Source organism: Christiangramia sp. OXR-203, assembly GCF_034372165.1.
In the GTDB taxonomy this organism is placed as follows: domain Bacteria; phylum Bacteroidota; class Bacteroidia; order Flavobacteriales; family Flavobacteriaceae; genus Christiangramia.
In genome coordinates this window covers 1680010-1696142 of the sequence record NZ_CP139698.1, presented here as the reverse complement: position 1 = coordinate 1696142, position 16133 = coordinate 1680010, and the positions used below count along the sequence as shown (strand labels likewise).

Here is a 16133-nt window from a genome sequence, read left to right as displayed (position 1 = left end):
ATTCAAAATAAAATAATATGTGTTATCGTACCAAATTGAATTCCAGACTTGCTGCTATTGAACGTTCGTTTGAAGCTCGTTTTGTAGAGCCTGAGCTGTTTTCTCCCATGGATGAGATCAATGCCTTCACTTTTATGAAAACACCGGTAATTACCGATGAGAATCATGGAGAAATTCAAATGTTCAACTGGGGATTGATTCCGTTTTGGGCAAAGGATGATAAGATCAAAAAAATGACCCTAAATGCCAAGATTGAAACTGTTTCGGAAAAGCCGGCTTATAGGAATTCCGTCAAAAATCGCTGCCTTATTATAGCAGATGGTTACTACGAATGGCAATGACTGGACCCAAAAGGCAAGGAAAAACAAAAATATCTGCTTATGCCGAAAGACCAGGAAATATTTGCCTTTGCAGGAATTTATTCCACCTGGAAGAATCCTGAGAATAATGAATTAGTAAACTCCTACTCTATCGTAACCACCGAAGCCAATGAGCTAATGAGCGAAATCCATAATAACAAAAAGCGAATGCCCGTGGTACTCAAATCTGCAGATCATAAGTCATGGCTCACAGGAAATGAAGTTTCAAATTTTGCTTTTCCGTATGATGTAGATTTGGAAGCAAAACCGGTTTAGGATAAAAAACTAAAAAGGACTAGTTTCCTTTATCCCGCTTTCAGTAACTTTCCACATTCCATCTTCCTGGATGAGTTTGAAGGTTTCAGGATTATCTTCAAACCTGGTACTAAATTTAACCCAGGCCGTTTTCTCATCTATAGATTCCTCAAGAACCTTAAAATTTGATGAGGATGAATTTTGAGCTTCAAACATGTCCTGTACAGAAAGGAAGGACTCATAACTCTCTGCAGTAGTATATTTTTTTAACTGGGAGTTATCTTTAGCATAAAAGCTCTCCACGACTTTTTGAGCGGTCATGGCAGGACTCATCTGAGATTCAGTACAGGAAACACAAATAGCCAGAATCAGGATAAATACATAATTTTTCATATTAATAGAAATTAGGATTATTAATGAAGCGCTGTTTAATTTTCAATTTCATATTCCGTTCGCCATTCTTTTCATTTAAGTCAAGCATTACTAATTTATCATAAGCAATGGAGAATTTTGGCATTACATATACAAACCGAGCGCTTTCCCCTACTCCAATCTTATTCGGCATATCATATTTGAATATCGGATCCAGAACCAGGTTTTGCATGGATTTCCTTTTTTCATTTTTTCGGGTTTTAACCGAAACCTTCAAAAAGTTGACTTCATAATCTATTGCCGACCTGTTCTGTATTTCCATCACAAAATACAAATGCTCTTTATGGAATACGATATTTTCAAGCTTTATAACAACTTTTTCATTCCGCTTGCGAAGCATTCCAGACTTTATATTTTTATTCAACAAATAAGAACTAAACTTCTGAAAATAAAGTCGGTCATTCAATGATGGTTTAATTTGAGTATTGAGAGGTGAATCAGTTTCAATTTCAACATTTTCAGGCTTAGCCACAACCCGGTTAACATTGCCAATACTCCCTGATTTTTCAATAAAATAATTTAGGTTTTGAAGCTCTTCGGAATACTTTACAATATACGAAAAAATACTACCTGAATTACTGATAAACAGTAAATTACTTTCTTTTCCGGGAGTTGCCTGGAGCAGTGCAAATGTTTGTTCTTTTTCCCTGTTATAGGTCAATACAAAATTATCGGAACCCGCAATTCCCTGCTGGATTGGTTCGGGAAAAAATAGGGCTACATTCTTTGTATCGTTTGCAAAAATGGTATCCAATCGGGAATCCTTGGAATTGTGAAAGCCTTGGACCTGGGCATTTACAATTGCAAAAGGAAAAATGAGAATGATTGATAAAATGAGTGAATTTTTCATGATTGTAGAATATTAATGAGCCTTTAAAATGAGCTTATAGTTATTGGTAATAGTGACTTTGATATTCTTATTATTTCTTTGGAATATGTCTTTAATTCCTGAAACCTGTGGAACTCCGGCTACATTGATATCTTCCACCACATCGCCTATGACTACCCTGGTGGCATCGCTACGGAAACTATTTTCAACATAAATCCCTTCGCTGCCATCCTGAAGGTCAAAAGCTTTTAATTTTACCGGTTGATGTTGAATGTTTTCAATTTCAATTAGCGCCCTATTCGGCTTGAAACTGATAAACCCGTAGATGAGGGAATTTTCTTGAACAGGTTTACCATTTATCACTGTATTTTCTATCACACGCATTCTCAGTCTGGAATTAGTTTTCACTACCTGCTCGCCGTCTACTTCTGCGTAAATAAATGGGTCAGTATTGAAATCTATTTCAGTTTCATTATTTAAAGGTTGGGAGGCGAAAAATAACTGGTGTTCCAGCCCAATTTCCTTAGCTGACAGGCTTTCGTTTATTTCTGGAATAATGGAATCGGCTATTTGTACTTCAGGCTTTCTTAAATCCGGCTTCGTCTTTCGATAGCCGTTCTCGCTGTAATTAACTCTGCCCGATTTATAGATACTATCCACGATACGTTCCTTTTCCTTAATCTCAAGGTCTGGATCATAAAACCCCAGGGAATCAATTAGTTTTTCGTCATAAATACTCGGAGCATTGGTTTCCCTGACTTCCCTGAGCGCATTAATGGCGTCGAGTTTAGAATTGTATTGCTCCTGCTCTTCTTCCAGTTCCGGTACCTTGGTTTGTTTTAATTGTTCAAATTCTTCAGAATCATCACCTAAAACCAACACGGAATAAGACACGATAAAAATGATAACAAATGCCAATATACTTCCGAAGACTACTTTATTCTTTTCTATTTTCATATTCGATCTTTTTTAAACTGTTTTCAAAATAATTGGTGATCAAAATTCCGTGAGTATTATTGGGGAAATTCCGATCCACCTGAATCAGATTACCGGTAGATACCAGTTCATAAGTATCTACAATACTTCCCCGGTTAATTTCAAAAATGGTAGTGGTCTTAAAATGGAAAGGCACTTGTTCCAGGTCTAGTTCAGAATTTATGCTCAATACATTTTGTACTAGGGAATATTGAAGTAAGCGGTTATAAACGCCATCGGCTTTCTTCTGTCGGTAAACATTGTCCACCGAACTGTTCCCTAACCAGAGTGCTTTCTCAAGGTTCTTTACGTAATTACTGGCATCGATATCATAAAAATATTGATGAAATAATTCCAGGTGTGCCAGGGCTTCAACTTTTAAATTTTCTTTCTGATCTACCCACTTTAGCGGAATTACCGCTCCATCTGTACTTACTGCAAAGGCATTGTTTAAAGCTTCACGGTGTATGTTATATACCAGCCAACCAGAAAACAGGCTGGTGACGACTGCGCCACATACCACCGTAATTACTATAATGCGATTGATCTTTAGAACACTAAAAATGTTGTGATAGGCTGTTTTCATTAGGCGGTGAAAAGTTTAAAGGTGAATGAAGTAGCTCGTGTGTATAATTTAAATTTCAGAAATACGATAAAGGCTATAGACCCGGCTTCTATGATGATTTTAATAATTCCGTTATCGGTTGATGATCCTAACAAATTCGACCAGAAGTTGATATTAATTTCCGCATAGAGAGCGTTTACAAAAACATTCACCAGGAAAAATGCAGGAACGAGCATATAAACCGCCGCATACATCCTGAAAAAATTATAGGCCATATTTCGGAATTTCTCAAAAACGGCTAGGCTAATAATCAATGGGAAAAAAGCCTGCATGATTCCAAGGAGAAAATAACGTTCCGCTAAAAACAATGGGTAAATGAAAAGATCCAATACCCATAAAAATAATCCGATTATAAATGAAAGTACTTTTACAGGGTAAAGCGGAGTTACCAGGGCTTCATACAACAAAGCCATCGCCTTTTTTGCTGCTTCTATGGCACCTACATCCTGCTCGATATCAATATCCTGCAGCTGAAGCGGTATAAGCGCAGGTGCAGTATCACGATAATTGGTTTCAATCGCTACCAAAATACCATCAAAGACACCCAGCACCTCTGTTGAGAATATGACCAGTAAAACGATCACAAAATTCTTAGCGAGTTCTCCAGGACTCAAACCCCAGGTATAACCATCCCTATCGGCAATTCCTTCATTATATTTTTTGAGAATATTTACCAGAAACAACATGACCCCGAGACTTTTCATCCCCGTAATTGTGTATTGCGAAAAATCGCTGCTTTTGATAGTTTGAAAAACAGCGTCCACATATTCCAGTCCTATTCCTAAAAATATACCCATAGCCGTTTAGTAATCAGTTTCCCTTTTGTTAATTTTATCCTGCATCTCCCGAAAAGAAATGATATCGCGATAGCGTTGGGTCTTCTGGTTGATCTCGGCCACCATTTCTTTTGAATTCATTTCTTTTTCTTTCAGGATGGCCGCTCTTTCAGCATCGGTCATTTTTAAATAATCGCTGGAAAGTATCTGGTCTATAAAATCCAGATCTTCCAATGAGTTTTCAATAATAGAATTAAAGGAGTCTGAAATACGGGTCACTTCTTCCGGTTTGATATACGGTGAATTCAGGATCTCCCTGAGATCGTCCCGAACTATATCAAATAGCCGTTGATTATTTTCCGTGATTTCCTGGACCGCTTTCAATTGTTTTACCACATTATTTACTTTCTCCAGATTTTCCTTTTGTTGTTTAAGGAAATCCACTGTTTTCAATAATTGTGAGGTTTGTTTGGCCGATTCTATAAGCGATTTTGCAAGACTTATAAAATTGGTGTTGTCATAAACTGGCATTCCCTGACTCGCAACTCTTGCGGGCATGATTAGGGCAATAACTATCGCCAGCGCTGCAATTTTAGTTTGATATTTCATAGTTTGATCTTTTAGATGTGAATTCAATTATTGCTTTTTCCATATCAGAATATTTTTCATAAAGTCTCATAATCTCTTCATTTTCCCAACCATCGGTCAGGTACGCTGCATAAGCTTCTTTCGGAACTTCCAGGCGGAAAATATTGCTCTCCTTACCGATCTTTATAAATATTTCAGTGTATATCCTGGGGCCGACAAAGTTGTTTTTAATGGATTTCAGCTGATTTAAATCATGCATTGAGAGGTTCAGACGTTTTTTCAACTCGTCATATCCTTTTTCATTTTGAAGGCTGTAAATGACCTGAGTATTCTCCAGGATACTTGCTGAGGTGGAATTATTGGGAAGCTGATTGATAGATTGAAGAATGATCCCTATCGCTCCATTCTGTTTCCGAATAGCCTGGTAATAAAACTCCACGCTTTCCAGGACGTTTTCGAATTTCAGTTGTTTGGCAAATTCGTCAAAAAGGATAATTCCCTTTTCAGCACGGTTTCTCCAGATGGTCCTTTGTATAGCAGATTTAATTAATTTCAGCATTACCGAAAGGATCTCCTTGTTATCCTTCACTTCATCCAGTTCAAAGACGATAAGCCTTTTATCTTCAATTTTATAGGTTAGATCTAATCCTTCTTTAAATAGAAAACTATAAATTCCATTTCCTACATATTCAGACATAATGTGAAGGAAATCAGTGATATTAAAATAATCCGGATGAACTTTTAATTGATCATGTAGATCTTTTTGATTCTCTTCTATAAAGCGATAAAAACTGCCCAACGAATGTGGGATAGGAACATTTTGATAATAATGGAGTAAGATCTTTTTAGTGGAAACCGATTGCTCCTTTGTTACTTTCAAACCGGAGGCGAACAATTCGAAAAGAAAATCTGCCAGATCTTCCAGACGCTGGGGAGTTAAATCTTTTAGATCATTTATATAAAATGGATTGATACCTAAATTTGTTCCCTTTTTATAGCGTAGAATAGCATAGCTGCCAGGGTATAATTTGGCAAATTTGGCATAAGACCCTCCAAGATCAATGATCACCAGACGCACACCACTTTCAAAATATTGACGGAGAATATTATTGGCCAGAAAGGATTTGCCTTCTCCAGTTGGGGCAAAAATTGCAAAATTCCTTGCCTTGATCCGCTTCTTTTTCTCATCCCAAACATCTTTGAAAACCGGGATATTATACTCCCTGTCATTAAAAATGATTCCGGTTGGATCCGATTTATAATTTGTATTATTTATAAGCATACACAATGCATGCTTGAGATCGGTGACATATAAATCCTCATTCGAAAAATTAGAGGAGAAACAGAAATAGCTGTTAAGGAAATAGTTCTTACGTTCTTCACCACCCGGATAGTATGGTATGATATCCAATTCTTTAAATTCAGCCTTTATTCTGGATGCTATTCTCTGCAACTTGCTGGCCTCATCTGTCCAATAGATGACGTTTAAATGCCCGCGAATAATCCTGGAGCTATCGTCGTTATTAATCTGATCCTGTATATGCTGAATTTTTTGGAGAACCACCTTATTTTGTGATCCAAAATTGGAACTTTTGTTAAGCTCTTCTATTTTTTTGTCCAGCAGCTTTCTCCATTTGTGTTTATCGTCCAGATAGATGATCTGGTTTACTATATGGTTTTCATTTAAGGTCAGGCCTAAACCATCAATAAAGCCCTGGTGAAAAATAAAATCATCAGAGGTAAAGTGTTCATTTCTTTTGCTGCTTTGAACACTCTCCCCGAAACACAATTCACTGTTTATGGATAGTAAATCGAAATAATTATCTCCTATATGTATACCTGATTTATCAAGCAATATATCGGTATCACAAGCTTCATTGAAACCATTAAAATAAGAATCGCTAAAGCTCATTATACTATTTTCAGCAAGAGGAACTAAGCTGACCTTACGGCTATTATTGATATAGGAAACCGAATCTGATACCGTACTTACGAAGTCCCGGATATTTTCCTCCAGTGTCTCAGGAATTGTTTTTGAAATGTTTCTGAAGGGGTTTTTATATTTAGCATTGTTTAAGGATTTGTTTTTTGTCAGCACGAAAAACAAATAGCTTTGGTGTTCTATGTACTCCCGCCCTTTAAAATGATTATGGGTAGCCTTTTCCAAAAAAGTTTTATTGGGAAGCTTTTCTGAAGAATACTCCTGCTTTAAATAAACATCCTGTTTGTGAATAACACAGGATGCAGGTAGTGACTTGAATGCCTGAAAGAAAGTACTGTGCAGTTCATCAAAATCTTTTTCTGACAATGAGTAGATTTCGGGAAGTCTAACCTGATAACATAGAATCAGGTTCCCATTACTGGCAAAAACCAAATTATCCTGAATATCAAAGATTGGTGAATAGGATGCTAGGTTAATTTTCTTCATAATTTAAAAGGCTTGATTTTTTATTGCTGATAATACCTGGAAAGACACTTGAAAATTGAAAAAGCCGGGGATTGCTTGATATCCTGATCAGAATTATATAGAGACCGGTATTACAAATAAAAACCCCAATGATCATTGTTAAGCTGAAGGAGAAAATAATCACCATAAGTGAGCCTACGATACAGATCATAATCAATGCGAACATCGTAATGGGAAGTCCCCAAATCATGGCTCCTTTTCTAATATTTCTATATACCTCGAACTGTTTCATTATACAACGATGCTTATGAGGTAAGTAAAAATTCCAACCACCGCTCCGGCGATTAAAACAAAAACCAGCACACGGGTGATTCCCTTTTTCAAATCGGCATTTTCACCAAAAAAATGGCCGGCATTAAAAAGGAAGCCTACCAGAAATATCACTCCGAGAATGATGGGAAAAATTGCTCTGATAGTGTCGGAAATGTCCGCTACAGAATTTTCTATACCGCCAATCTGTGCGAAAACTGGAATAGAAAAAAGAGACAAAAAAAGTGTAGTGTAAATAGATCTTTTCATGATGTTTCGTTTTTTGACTGTTAGTTATAACAGGTAGTTGATGACAACTTGATGAATGAATTTTTATCGAATCTATCATGAAATAGAAGGGATGGATTGAAATGTTCAAATTTTAACTTGAGCTCATGTTAAACTTTGAAATATTCTCAATAGAAGTTTTGATTGTCTGATTTTTAAACAATTAAAACAGAAGTCATGCAGTTTTTAAGATCAATTGTAGGGATCATTATTTTGACAGGATTAATCCTTATGCCCCAGTATATTTCTGCGCAATTGAAAGGAAATGAAAAATTAGTTATTGTTATCGATCCCGGACATGGAGGCAAAGATGCCGGAGCCATAGGAGTAAATGAGATCCAGGAAAAAGAGGTAGTGCTGAAATTAGCGTTGCACCTTCAAAAACTAAATCTAATTGTATTCCAGAATAAATTTGAAATTTATCTTACGCGATATTCAGATACTTTAATTTCTCTAAGCGACAGATCTAAAATTGCCAGATCACTTAAAGCGGATAGATTTATTTCCCTGCATTGCAACCACTCCCCTTTTATAAACGCCAGAGGAATTGAAATTTATGTTTCCCGGAGGAATAGCATTAATCTAAATGAATCCACTTACCTAGCATACCAAATTGAAAAATCAGTCACTCAAAGGACTGGTATAAAGAGTCGGGGCGTAAAATTCTCGGATTTTCAGGTACTGCGGGAAACTATTGATAGCACCCCTTCTTTATTGATAGAGATGGGTTTTTTGAGTAATCCGGTTGAAGCAGGATATTTAAGTGATCCTAGGAATCTGAAAGAATTAAGTCTAGCAATTTTGAGTGTTATAAAATAGGTAGAACTGCGTTTATCCCGGAACGTACTCGATTAAAAGTGTATATTTGGATGAATATAACGAGTTATATAAAATTGCACATTTGAGTTTTAGTTTAATAATTTCTTGATTTTGAATAAGAATGAATAACAACATTTCTAAGACAACTGACTATAAAGAGCTTTCCGTTTGGATCTTCTCAATTTTCTGTATCTCGCTTTTACTAATATTCAGTATAACGGAATTCCTTAGAGGAGTTTTAAATGAATGGTTATTTGAAAATAGTAGATTATTTCTCGTGCTACTAACTGTTGGAGTTGTAGTTATGTCATTTCTAAACTCTCTGAAACTCGTGAGAAGAAAAGATGCTTCAAAAAATTCGAAATGGATTGTATTAAGCTCAGTGCCATTTCTCCTATTCACGCTCGCTTTCCTATTAGCATTTAACTGGAAGAATATAATAGAATCATATTTCAATTAATATGAACTCTAGACATATTTTTAGTTTGTGCAACTTTAAATAACAGCGGTTGATCGCAAATAACGGGTTTAACCGAAAAAGTGTAATTTTAGAAACCAGGAAAGAAATTGGTTAATCCGACAAGTCCGCGTCCCTACTCCCGCAACTTGCGATAACCGCAACCGTTGTGCGCAATAAATATCGAAATCCGTAAATGAAATATGCTCTTGTAAATGGTATTCGAAAAGAAGCTTCTCCAAAAACTGAAGGATTATGTCCTTGTTGCAAAAGTGAAGTTAGATCATATTGCGGACCAGAAAAAGTAAATCATTGGAAACATAAAGCTTTACAAGATTGTGATAATTGGTACGAAAGAGAAACTGAATGGCACAGAGAATGGAAAAATAACTTTGATTCAGAATATCAGGAGATTGTAAAATTGGATCCAGAAAATGGTGAAAAACATATAGCTGATATTTACCTAGATTATAAAGATTTAGTAATTGAAATACAGCATTCTCCGATTAAAATAAATGAAATAGAATCAAGAGAGAATTTTTATAAAAAAATGATCTGGATAATTGACCTAATTCCGTATCAAAAAAATATAAAATTGTTCAGTGATATTAAATCAAATTTTGGAGAAGAAGTAGAATATGCTTGGGCTAAGCGCGAAGATGCAAAATACAGAAAACTAAAAAAAGAAGGAAGACTAAAAGAAGCAGAAGAAGTAAGAAAAGATAATTCCGGATGGAAATATATTGATTATTTCGAGAAAAAATATTTTCCGTACACCGCCAAAAACGATTATTACTTGATGGTATGGAAATATCAACATAAAAGATGGGATGAAGCTAAAACACCAATCTTTTTTGATATGGGAGGAGATTCAATTTATTATTTAATAGAGTCCTTCAAAATTGGTAATGGTTTTATAATAAAAAGGTTCGATAAAACGGACTTTCTAGATCATTATAAGAAAGTTGATTAATTTACAGCGCACAACATCGGTTCATCGCAAATAACGGGTAGTTTGGTAAAAATGGTTATTTTAGAGACCAATTAATAAACAACTAAACCGACAAATCCGCGTTCCAAATCCCGCAACTGGCGATAACCGGGACCGTTGTGCACAAGCTCAATTAGTAATTATAACTTTAACAATTAAAACTAATCAAAATCAAAAAAATGAACAACCTAACTGAAATCGTGAAAGAACAATTAGAAAAAGCTATTAAAGATCGAGGTGAAGTAAATATTCTTGTAGCTGGAAAAACCGGAGTTGGAAAAAGCACATTAATCAACGCAGTTTTTCAAGGTAACTATGCAGAAACAGGACAAGGCAAACCGGTTACTCAAAATACAAGAAAAATAACAAAAGAAGACATTCCACTTTCAATTTATGATACAAGAGGTCTAGAATTAAAAGAATTTAAGAATAACTTGAAGGAAATTGAAGATTTAGTAAAAGAATTAAAAAGCGACAAAGATCCGAAAAAACATATCCATGCTGCTTGGATCTGTATCGACGAGAACAGTCGCAGAGTAGAAGATGCCGAAATTGAATTATGTGAAATGCTATCAAACCATATGCCTGTTATAGGAGTCATAACCAAATGTATCTCCGATAATGATTTCAGAGCAGAGGTTCAAAATATATTGGTACAATCTAAAAATGTCGTTCGCACAAATTCAATTTCAAGAATTTTAGATGATGGGCATGTAATTCAACCGACTGGTTTAGAAAATTTAGTGGATTTAACTATGGAAGTCATACCTGAAGGACAACAAAAAGCCTTCGCCGCCGCACAAAAGATAAGTGTAAAACAAAAATTAAATAAAGCCCACGGTATTGTTGCTGCATCCGCTGCATCTGCTGCTGCAACTGGAGCAGTACCAATTCCGTTTTCCGATGCGGTTGCTTTAGTTCCAATTCAGGTAGGAATGTTAGCGTCTATTACTGCTGTTTTTGGAATGGAAATAAAAAAATCTTTCCTAGCAACTTTAGTATCTTCAACTCTTACAGGAGCAGGAGCTACTTTAGCTGGTAAAACTATTGTTGCAAATTTACTTAAATTCTTCCCAGGAGCAGGCTCTGTTGCAGGTGGTGCCATTTCGGCTAGCACAGCAGCTTTCTTAACTACTGCTTTTGGAGAGGCTTATATTGGAACCTTAAATCATCTGACAAAAAATAAAAATATTAATGAAATCGGCACCGAAGAAATAATTAAAGAATTTAAATCTAGATTAAAAATTAGAGAACAAAAAGCCGTAAATTAATTCAAATGGATCAAATCTTAAACCTATATAACGAACTTCTTGAAAAGTCTAAACCATCATTAGGTCAAACACATGGTATTCAAATTCTTCATAAAGGTAATAATGTAGATGATAATTCAATCTTATTTGTAGGTAGAGAAAATCGTGGTCATGGTAATCGAATTACGAATTTCGATAAACCTATAAATAATTTCATAACGAATGATTTCAAGTGGTTAAATGATAGCTACAAATATACTGGCTCACCTTTTTGGAGAGTTATTGGAAAAAGTTTGAATAAAATAACTGGCGAACTCTATAACGTAGGAATTTTCGAGAAAATTTATTGGACTAATATTTTTAAAATTTCTCCACACGAAAGAAAACCCAATAATAATAAGACAAGATTGTTCCAAGCAAGCTTTTGCAGAAAACTTTTATTAGAAGAAATTATATATTTAAAACCTAAGGCGGTTGTATTTTTGACAGATGATTGGGTTCGTAGTTATCTAGACAATTGGGAACAAAAGGGAATGATCTCTAAAATAGAATCTAATAACAAACTCAATTACTATAACCTACAATTTCAGTTTGTATTAGATGAGAAGAATATTCCAGCACTAGTTTTACCACATCCACAAAACAAGTCTAGTGGTGCCTCGGAACAAGAATTAATAGATCACATCGCTAAAAGAGTAAATGGTAAATAAATGTATATTTAGATAGAGCCAGTGCACAACATCGGTTATAGCAAATAGCGGGTTTTGAGGAAATAATGTAATTTAAAAAACCAAGAAACAAAAGGTTGAGCCGACAAATTCACATTCTTTTTCCCGCTACTTGTCCATAACCGTAACCGTTTTGCATGCAATCGTCTGGCGGGCGGCCGACTCGAAAAGCCTGGTGCGGATGGCAATGGCCCAGGGTCTCCCGCAAGCACTGCTGCTTTTTAAACAAGACTTTGACGTTAGGAGAAGTCTTGGTTCAAACTTGCGCGATGGACATCGCCGAGAGCTCGCTCTCAAGGCGTGGACACGCCAGCGAGTTTGCCCAAGTTAGTTGGTACTCCTGAAAGAAGCACTAGAGGAAAACACGTATAATTGTGCTTAACAACCCATATTCAACTACACTTCAAAAACTAAAAATTCAACTCCTGCACCCAAGCACTAACAAATCAACGGTTCCATCTAAGAACTAACATTCAACAACTGAATTGGGAAAAGCAGCGGTGCGCAGCGGGAGGCTTCCATGGAGCCATCCGACATTTAGACTGACGCCTATTATCCGTCCCGGGGGATAAAATGCATAAGTCTAAACCACCAGGCTACTTCTCGACCTGGCTAATGGTGGCCCGCCATGCGACTACGCTCGCGGCATTTCTGCAAAATGCCACTCCGCTGCACACAACAGCGCATAACTCAAATAGCGGGTAGTTGAGTGAAAATGGTTATTTTAGAGATCAATTTAAATACAACAAGCCGACAAATTCGAGTCCTGATTCCCGCGACTTGTGTTATGCGCGGCCGTTGGCAACAAGCTTGACCCGTCCTGAATAAAGGCTACATAATTTTAAATAGTTATGTACAAAAATGACAAAGTAATCAGACGGTATTCAGAATCCTTCAAATTGAAAATTTTAGACGAACTTACCACAGGTAAACTAAACAAGTATCAACTAGGGAAACTCTATGGGATTGCTCCTTCTACTATTAACGAATGGATCAAGAAATACCATCGGAAAGACCTTATGAACACCAGGGTTACTGTGAACACTAAAGATGAAATAACACGGATTAAGCAACTTCAGAAAGAGATTGAACAGCTCAAAAAGCTCTTGCTTAAAAAAGATATGGATGCTTTGATTGAAGAATCATACCTGGAAGTAGCGGCTGAAAAACTAGGCTACAAATCAGTGGTGGAACTCAAAAAAAAACTAAATATCAAGCCTTAATTAAGGCTAAAGATAAAGCCAAGGGATTTGCTTCTTTGACCGCTATTTGCAAGTGTTTCGATCTCAAACGAGATGCCTATTACAAGTATAAACGAAGAGAGGACGAGCGCCTGGAAGTAGAACGACAGGTCGTTAGGATCGTCAAACAAAGACGCAAATCCCTTCCAAGAGAAGGTGTCAGGAAACTCATGAGATCCCTGAACCATGATTTCGAAACAGCACGCCTAAAAGTAGGCAGGGATACTTTATTCAACATCCTTAGAAAACACAATATGCTCACACTTAGAAAGAAATACTGCACTAAAACCACCAACTCTATGCACCGGTTCCATAAGTACAAAAATATCATCAAAGAACTTAAAGTTAGCAGAGCCAATCAGGTATGGGTAAGCGATATCACCTATATCAGAACCGTAAAAGGCTTTTGTTACCTGGCCCTCATTACAGACATGCATTCCAGAAAAATTGTAGGTTACGACATTAGCAACAGTCTTGAACTCAAAGGATGTGTGAGAGCATTAAACAAAGCCATATACCAGGCCAAGGATATCAAAGGGCTTATTCATCATTCCGACAGAGGTTTTCAATATTGCAGTACTACATACACCCAGATCCTTCAGAAGAATAAAGTACAAATAAGCATGACCGAGGATAATCACTGCTATGAGAATGCACTGGCAGAGCGGGTAAACGGAATACTCAAAGATGAATTTTACCTCGATCAGACCTTTACAGATCTAGCTCATGCTAAAAGAGCCGCAAAAAATGCGATCAAACTATACAATGAAATAAGATTACATTTATCTTTAGACTATCAAACACCTAATGCGGTACACCAAAATGCAGCGTAAAAATCAAGTTTAACCTGTAGCCGTATTCTAGGACGAGACAGCTGCACAAAAATTCTACTAAACTAGAAGTAATAAATTAGAATTCGTATTTTTGATAAAAAGCAGAAAGATGGATTTAGAGGCTAAAAAAATATCTTTTGTTCAAGAATTTCTTCGTTTACAAAATGAGGAAATTATAAATGGTTTAGAAAAGATGTTGCATAAAAGAAAGGCTGAATTACTTGAAAAAGAGATGAAACCCATGTCTATGCAGCAATTCAATGATGAAATTGATCAAGCATTAGATGACTCTAAAAAAGGAAGATTAACTAAAGCAAGTGACTTAAAAGCAAAAGTTCAAAAATGGAGTTAACCGTTTATTGGACTCAACTAGCTGAGGATAAATTAGAAGATATATTTCATTACTATAAATATAAAGCCAGCAATAGGGTAGCTGCGAAATTGGTTAATGGAATTATTGATACTACAATTGGTTTAGAAAAAACACCGGAAATTGGGCAGAAAGAATTTCTTCTTAAAGAAAGAGAGCATGATTTTCGATACTTAGTCTTTAAAAACTACAAAATCATTTATTGGATTAATAAGACACAAAACCGTATCGAAATTGCAAATGTTTTTGATACTCGGCAAAATCCAGAAAAAATAGAGCAGACAAAGTAGCAGCCAATTGCCAACACCGCTTCATCGCAAATATGCGGTATTTGAACAAAATCGATAATTTAGAACTCCAAATAACAAAACAATAAACTGACAACTCCGTGTGCTAAATTCCGCACACTTGCGATAAGCGAAACCGTTAGCGGTCAGTGTAAAAAATTTCAAAATCCTAAAATTTGTTAAAACAAAATATATCGCTTACGATTTAATCTTCAAAGATATACTTTTGCACTTAAATATTTATCATTCACTTTAAATTAAATCACTATGAAGTACAATCAATTAGGAAATTCAGGAATTTTAGTTTCAGAACTTTGTATGGGAACGATGAGTTTTGGTAGCAGTGGCTACTGGAGTGTGGTAGGTTCTCTAGGCTATGAAGATAGCAAGCGATTAGTGGACATAGCCATAGACTCAGGCATCAACTACTTCGATTCTGCTGATGTGTATTCTCACGGCCAATCGGAAGAGATTTTAGGAAAAGCAGTAAAAGACAAAAGAAAGGATGTCATCATTGCTACCAAAGTGCGCGGTAGAATGAGTAAAGAAATTAATGATGTGGGCTTGTCCAGAAAACACATCATCGAGAGCTGCCACAATAGTTTAAAACGATTGGGTACCGACTATATCGACCATTATGTGCTTCATAGTTATGATCCTATTACCCCTTTTGAAGAAACCATTTCAACCCTTGATGACCTCGTTTCACAAGGAAAAATTAGATATTATGGGGTAAGTAACTTCCCGGCTTGGCAGCTAATGAAGTTTATCAACACCGCTGAAAAAAATCATTGGGAAAAACCCGTCTCATTGCAAGCCATTTATTCACTTATATCCAGAGATGTAGAATATGAATTGATACCGCTTTGCTTGGATCAAAAACTAGCCTTTACCCCTTGGTCGCCACTTGGAGGCGGATTTTTAACCGGTAAATACAGAAAAGACAAGCCAATGCCGGAAGGAGCAAGAAGAACCAATGAAGAGCAGAATTTTATTCAAATCGATCCGGAAAAAGGCTATGCTATTGTTGATGAGTTGGAAAAAATTGCCAACAAACACAAGGCTTCTATAGCACAAGCAGCCCTAAATTATCTTTTGAGAAAACCCGGAGTAACTTCCGTACTTATTGGAGCTACCAAGCCTCACCAGTTGGAAGACAACATCAAAACTACTACCTGGGAAATGGATGCAGAAGATGTTAAAATCCTGGATGAGCTAACAGCATTAAACCCTATTTATCCTTATTGGATGTTGCAGTTTACAGCTATGGATAGAGCCAATGGAGATTTCTTTTTATAAAATTTAAAAACCAAA

The 16133-nt window shown here is 36.2% G+C and carries 17 protein-coding genes and 1 pseudogene; 10 read left to right on the top strand and 8 right to left on the bottom strand.

The annotated features are described in order from the left end of the window. Positions 1 to 17 precede the first annotated feature (17 nt). Positions 18 to 635: pseudogene (locus T8I65_RS07690) on the top strand (SOS response-associated peptidase). A gap of 9 nt (positions 636 to 644) precedes the next feature. Here the strand turns inward: T8I65_RS07690 and T8I65_RS07685 are convergent. The 8 genes from T8I65_RS07685 to T8I65_RS07650 form a co-directional block, all read right to left on the bottom strand. Beyond that, positions 645 to 1007 (bottom strand): hypothetical protein, encoded by a 363-nt coding sequence (locus T8I65_RS07685; RefSeq protein WP_251740859.1) that lies wholly within the window; start codon positions 1005 to 1007, stop codon positions 645 to 647. A gap of 1 nt (position 1008) precedes the next feature. Further along, the gene (locus T8I65_RS07680) at positions 1009 to 1896 is read right to left on the bottom strand and encodes a DUF4138 domain-containing protein (RefSeq protein WP_322302769.1); all 888 of its coding nucleotides are present in this window, start codon (positions 1894 to 1896) and stop codon (positions 1009 to 1011) included. Positions 1897 to 1908: 12 nt separating this feature from the next. Further along, positions 1909 to 2832: a conjugative transposon protein TraM gene (gene traM, locus T8I65_RS07675; RefSeq protein WP_251740857.1), complete on the bottom strand. Its 924-nt coding sequence runs from the start codon at positions 2830 to 2832 to the stop codon at positions 1909 to 1911. Next, the gene (locus T8I65_RS07670) at positions 2813 to 3436 is read right to left on the bottom strand and encodes a conjugal transfer protein TraK (RefSeq protein WP_251740856.1); all 624 of its coding nucleotides are present in this window, start codon (positions 3434 to 3436) and stop codon (positions 2813 to 2815) included. The genes traM and T8I65_RS07670 overlap by 20 nt, the downstream gene beginning before the upstream one ends. After that, positions 3436 to 4272, bottom strand: a complete 837-nt coding sequence (locus T8I65_RS07665; protein ID WP_251740855.1) for a hypothetical protein — start codon at positions 4270 to 4272, stop codon at positions 3436 to 3438. The genes T8I65_RS07670 and T8I65_RS07665 overlap by 1 nt, the downstream gene beginning before the upstream one ends. A 6-nt stretch (positions 4273 to 4278) precedes the next feature. Continuing rightward, complete coding sequence (locus T8I65_RS07660; protein ID WP_251740854.1) at positions 4279 to 4860, bottom strand: conjugal transfer protein; 582 nt, start codon at positions 4858 to 4860, stop codon at positions 4279 to 4281. Next, positions 4844 to 7267: a TraG family conjugative transposon ATPase gene (locus tag T8I65_RS07655; RefSeq protein ID WP_322302768.1), complete on the bottom strand. Its 2424-nt coding sequence runs from the start codon at positions 7265 to 7267 to the stop codon at positions 4844 to 4846. Before T8I65_RS07655 ends, T8I65_RS07660 begins: the two co-directional genes overlap by 17 nt. A 270-nt stretch (positions 7268 to 7537) precedes the next feature. Then, on the bottom strand, positions 7538 to 7825 hold the full coding sequence (locus T8I65_RS07650; protein ID WP_251740851.1) for a hypothetical protein: 288 nt from the start codon (positions 7823 to 7825) through the stop codon (positions 7538 to 7540). Positions 7826 to 8020: 195 nt separating this feature from the next. On the opposite strand from T8I65_RS07650, the gene T8I65_RS07645 reads away from it, so the two are divergent. From T8I65_RS07645 to T8I65_RS07605, 9 genes are all read left to right on the top strand, one after another. Further along, complete coding sequence (locus tag T8I65_RS07645; protein ID WP_251740850.1) at positions 8021 to 8662, top strand: N-acetylmuramoyl-L-alanine amidase family protein; 642 nt, start codon at positions 8021 to 8023, stop codon at positions 8660 to 8662. 653 nt (positions 8663 to 9315) lie between these two features. Next, a complete protein-coding gene (locus T8I65_RS07640) occupies positions 9316 to 10092 on the top strand; it encodes a competence protein CoiA (RefSeq protein ID WP_322302767.1) in 777 nt (258 codons plus the stop codon). 197 nt (positions 10093 to 10289) lie between these two features. After that, positions 10290 to 11381 (top strand): YcjF family protein, encoded by a 1092-nt coding sequence (locus T8I65_RS07635; RefSeq protein WP_322302766.1) that lies wholly within the window; start codon positions 10290 to 10292, stop codon positions 11379 to 11381. Positions 11382 to 11386: 5 nt separating this feature from the next. Further along, on the top strand, positions 11387 to 12070 hold the full coding sequence (locus tag T8I65_RS07630) for a uracil-DNA glycosylase family protein (RefSeq protein ID WP_322302765.1): 684 nt from the start codon (positions 11387 to 11389) through the stop codon (positions 12068 to 12070). Positions 12071 to 12987: 917 nt separating this feature from the next. Then, a complete protein-coding gene (locus T8I65_RS07625; protein WP_251740849.1) occupies positions 12988 to 13311 on the top strand; it encodes a transposase in 324 nt (107 codons plus the stop codon). 35 nt (positions 13312 to 13346) lie between these two features. Further along, positions 13347 to 14162, top strand: coding sequence for an IS3 family transposase (locus tag T8I65_RS07620; RefSeq protein WP_251740848.1), 816 nt, complete (start codon positions 13347 to 13349; stop codon positions 14160 to 14162). Between the two features lie 109 nt (positions 14163 to 14271). After that, positions 14272 to 14514, top strand: coding sequence for a hypothetical protein (locus T8I65_RS07615; protein WP_251740847.1), 243 nt, complete (start codon positions 14272 to 14274; stop codon positions 14512 to 14514). Beyond that, positions 14505 to 14822, top strand: a complete 318-nt coding sequence (locus T8I65_RS07610) for a type II toxin-antitoxin system RelE/ParE family toxin (protein ID WP_251740846.1) — start codon at positions 14505 to 14507, stop codon at positions 14820 to 14822. The genes T8I65_RS07615 and T8I65_RS07610 overlap by 10 nt, the downstream gene beginning before the upstream one ends. Before the next feature lie 264 nt (positions 14823 to 15086). Then, a complete protein-coding gene (locus T8I65_RS07605; RefSeq protein WP_251740845.1) occupies positions 15087 to 16118 on the top strand; it encodes an aldo/keto reductase in 1032 nt (343 codons plus the stop codon). Positions 16119 to 16133: the final 15 nt, after the last annotated feature.

Bases quoted from the DNA above. Each gene is read 5' to 3' on its own strand.
- T8I65_RS07645 (WP_251740850.1), top strand. From the start codon at position 8,021: ATGCAGTTTTTAAGATCAATTGTAGGGATCATTATTTTGACAGGATTA.
- traM (WP_251740857.1), bottom strand. From the start codon at position 2,832: ATGAAAATAGAAAAGAATAAAGTAGTCTTCGGAAGTATATTGGCATTT.
- T8I65_RS07635 (WP_322302766.1), top strand. From the start codon at position 10,290: ATGAACAACCTAACTGAAATCGTGAAAGAACAATTAGAAAAAGCTATT.
- T8I65_RS07680 (WP_322302769.1), bottom strand. From the start codon at position 1,896: ATGAAAAATTCACTCATTTTATCAATCATTCTCATTTTTCCTTTTGCA.
- T8I65_RS07640 (WP_322302767.1), top strand. From the start codon at position 9,316: ATGAAATATGCTCTTGTAAATGGTATTCGAAAAGAAGCTTCTCCAAAA.
- T8I65_RS07660 (WP_251740854.1), bottom strand. From the start codon at position 4,860: ATGAAATATCAAACTAAAATTGCAGCGCTGGCGATAGTTATTGCCCTA.
- T8I65_RS07665 (WP_251740855.1), bottom strand. From the start codon at position 4,272: ATGGGTATATTTTTAGGAATAGGACTGGAATATGTGGACGCTGTTTTT.
- T8I65_RS07605 (WP_251740845.1), top strand. From the start codon at position 15,087: ATGAAGTACAATCAATTAGGAAATTCAGGAATTTTAGTTTCAGAACTT.
- T8I65_RS07615 (WP_251740847.1), top strand. From the start codon at position 14,272: ATGGATTTAGAGGCTAAAAAAATATCTTTTGTTCAAGAATTTCTTCGT.
- T8I65_RS07610 (WP_251740846.1), top strand. From the start codon at position 14,505: ATGGAGTTAACCGTTTATTGGACTCAACTAGCTGAGGATAAATTAGAA.
- T8I65_RS07630 (WP_322302765.1), top strand. From the start codon at position 11,387: ATGGATCAAATCTTAAACCTATATAACGAACTTCTTGAAAAGTCTAAA.
- T8I65_RS07685 (WP_251740859.1), bottom strand. From the start codon at position 1,007: ATGAAAAATTATGTATTTATCCTGATTCTGGCTATTTGTGTTTCCTGT.
- T8I65_RS07670 (WP_251740856.1), bottom strand. From the start codon at position 3,436: ATGAAAACAGCCTATCACAACATTTTTAGTGTTCTAAAGATCAATCGC.
- T8I65_RS07655 (WP_322302768.1), bottom strand. From the start codon at position 7,267: ATGAAGAAAATTAACCTAGCATCCTATTCACCAATCTTTGATATTCAG.
- T8I65_RS07650 (WP_251740851.1), bottom strand. From the start codon at position 7,825: ATGAAAAGATCTATTTACACTACACTTTTTTTGTCTCTTTTTTCTATT.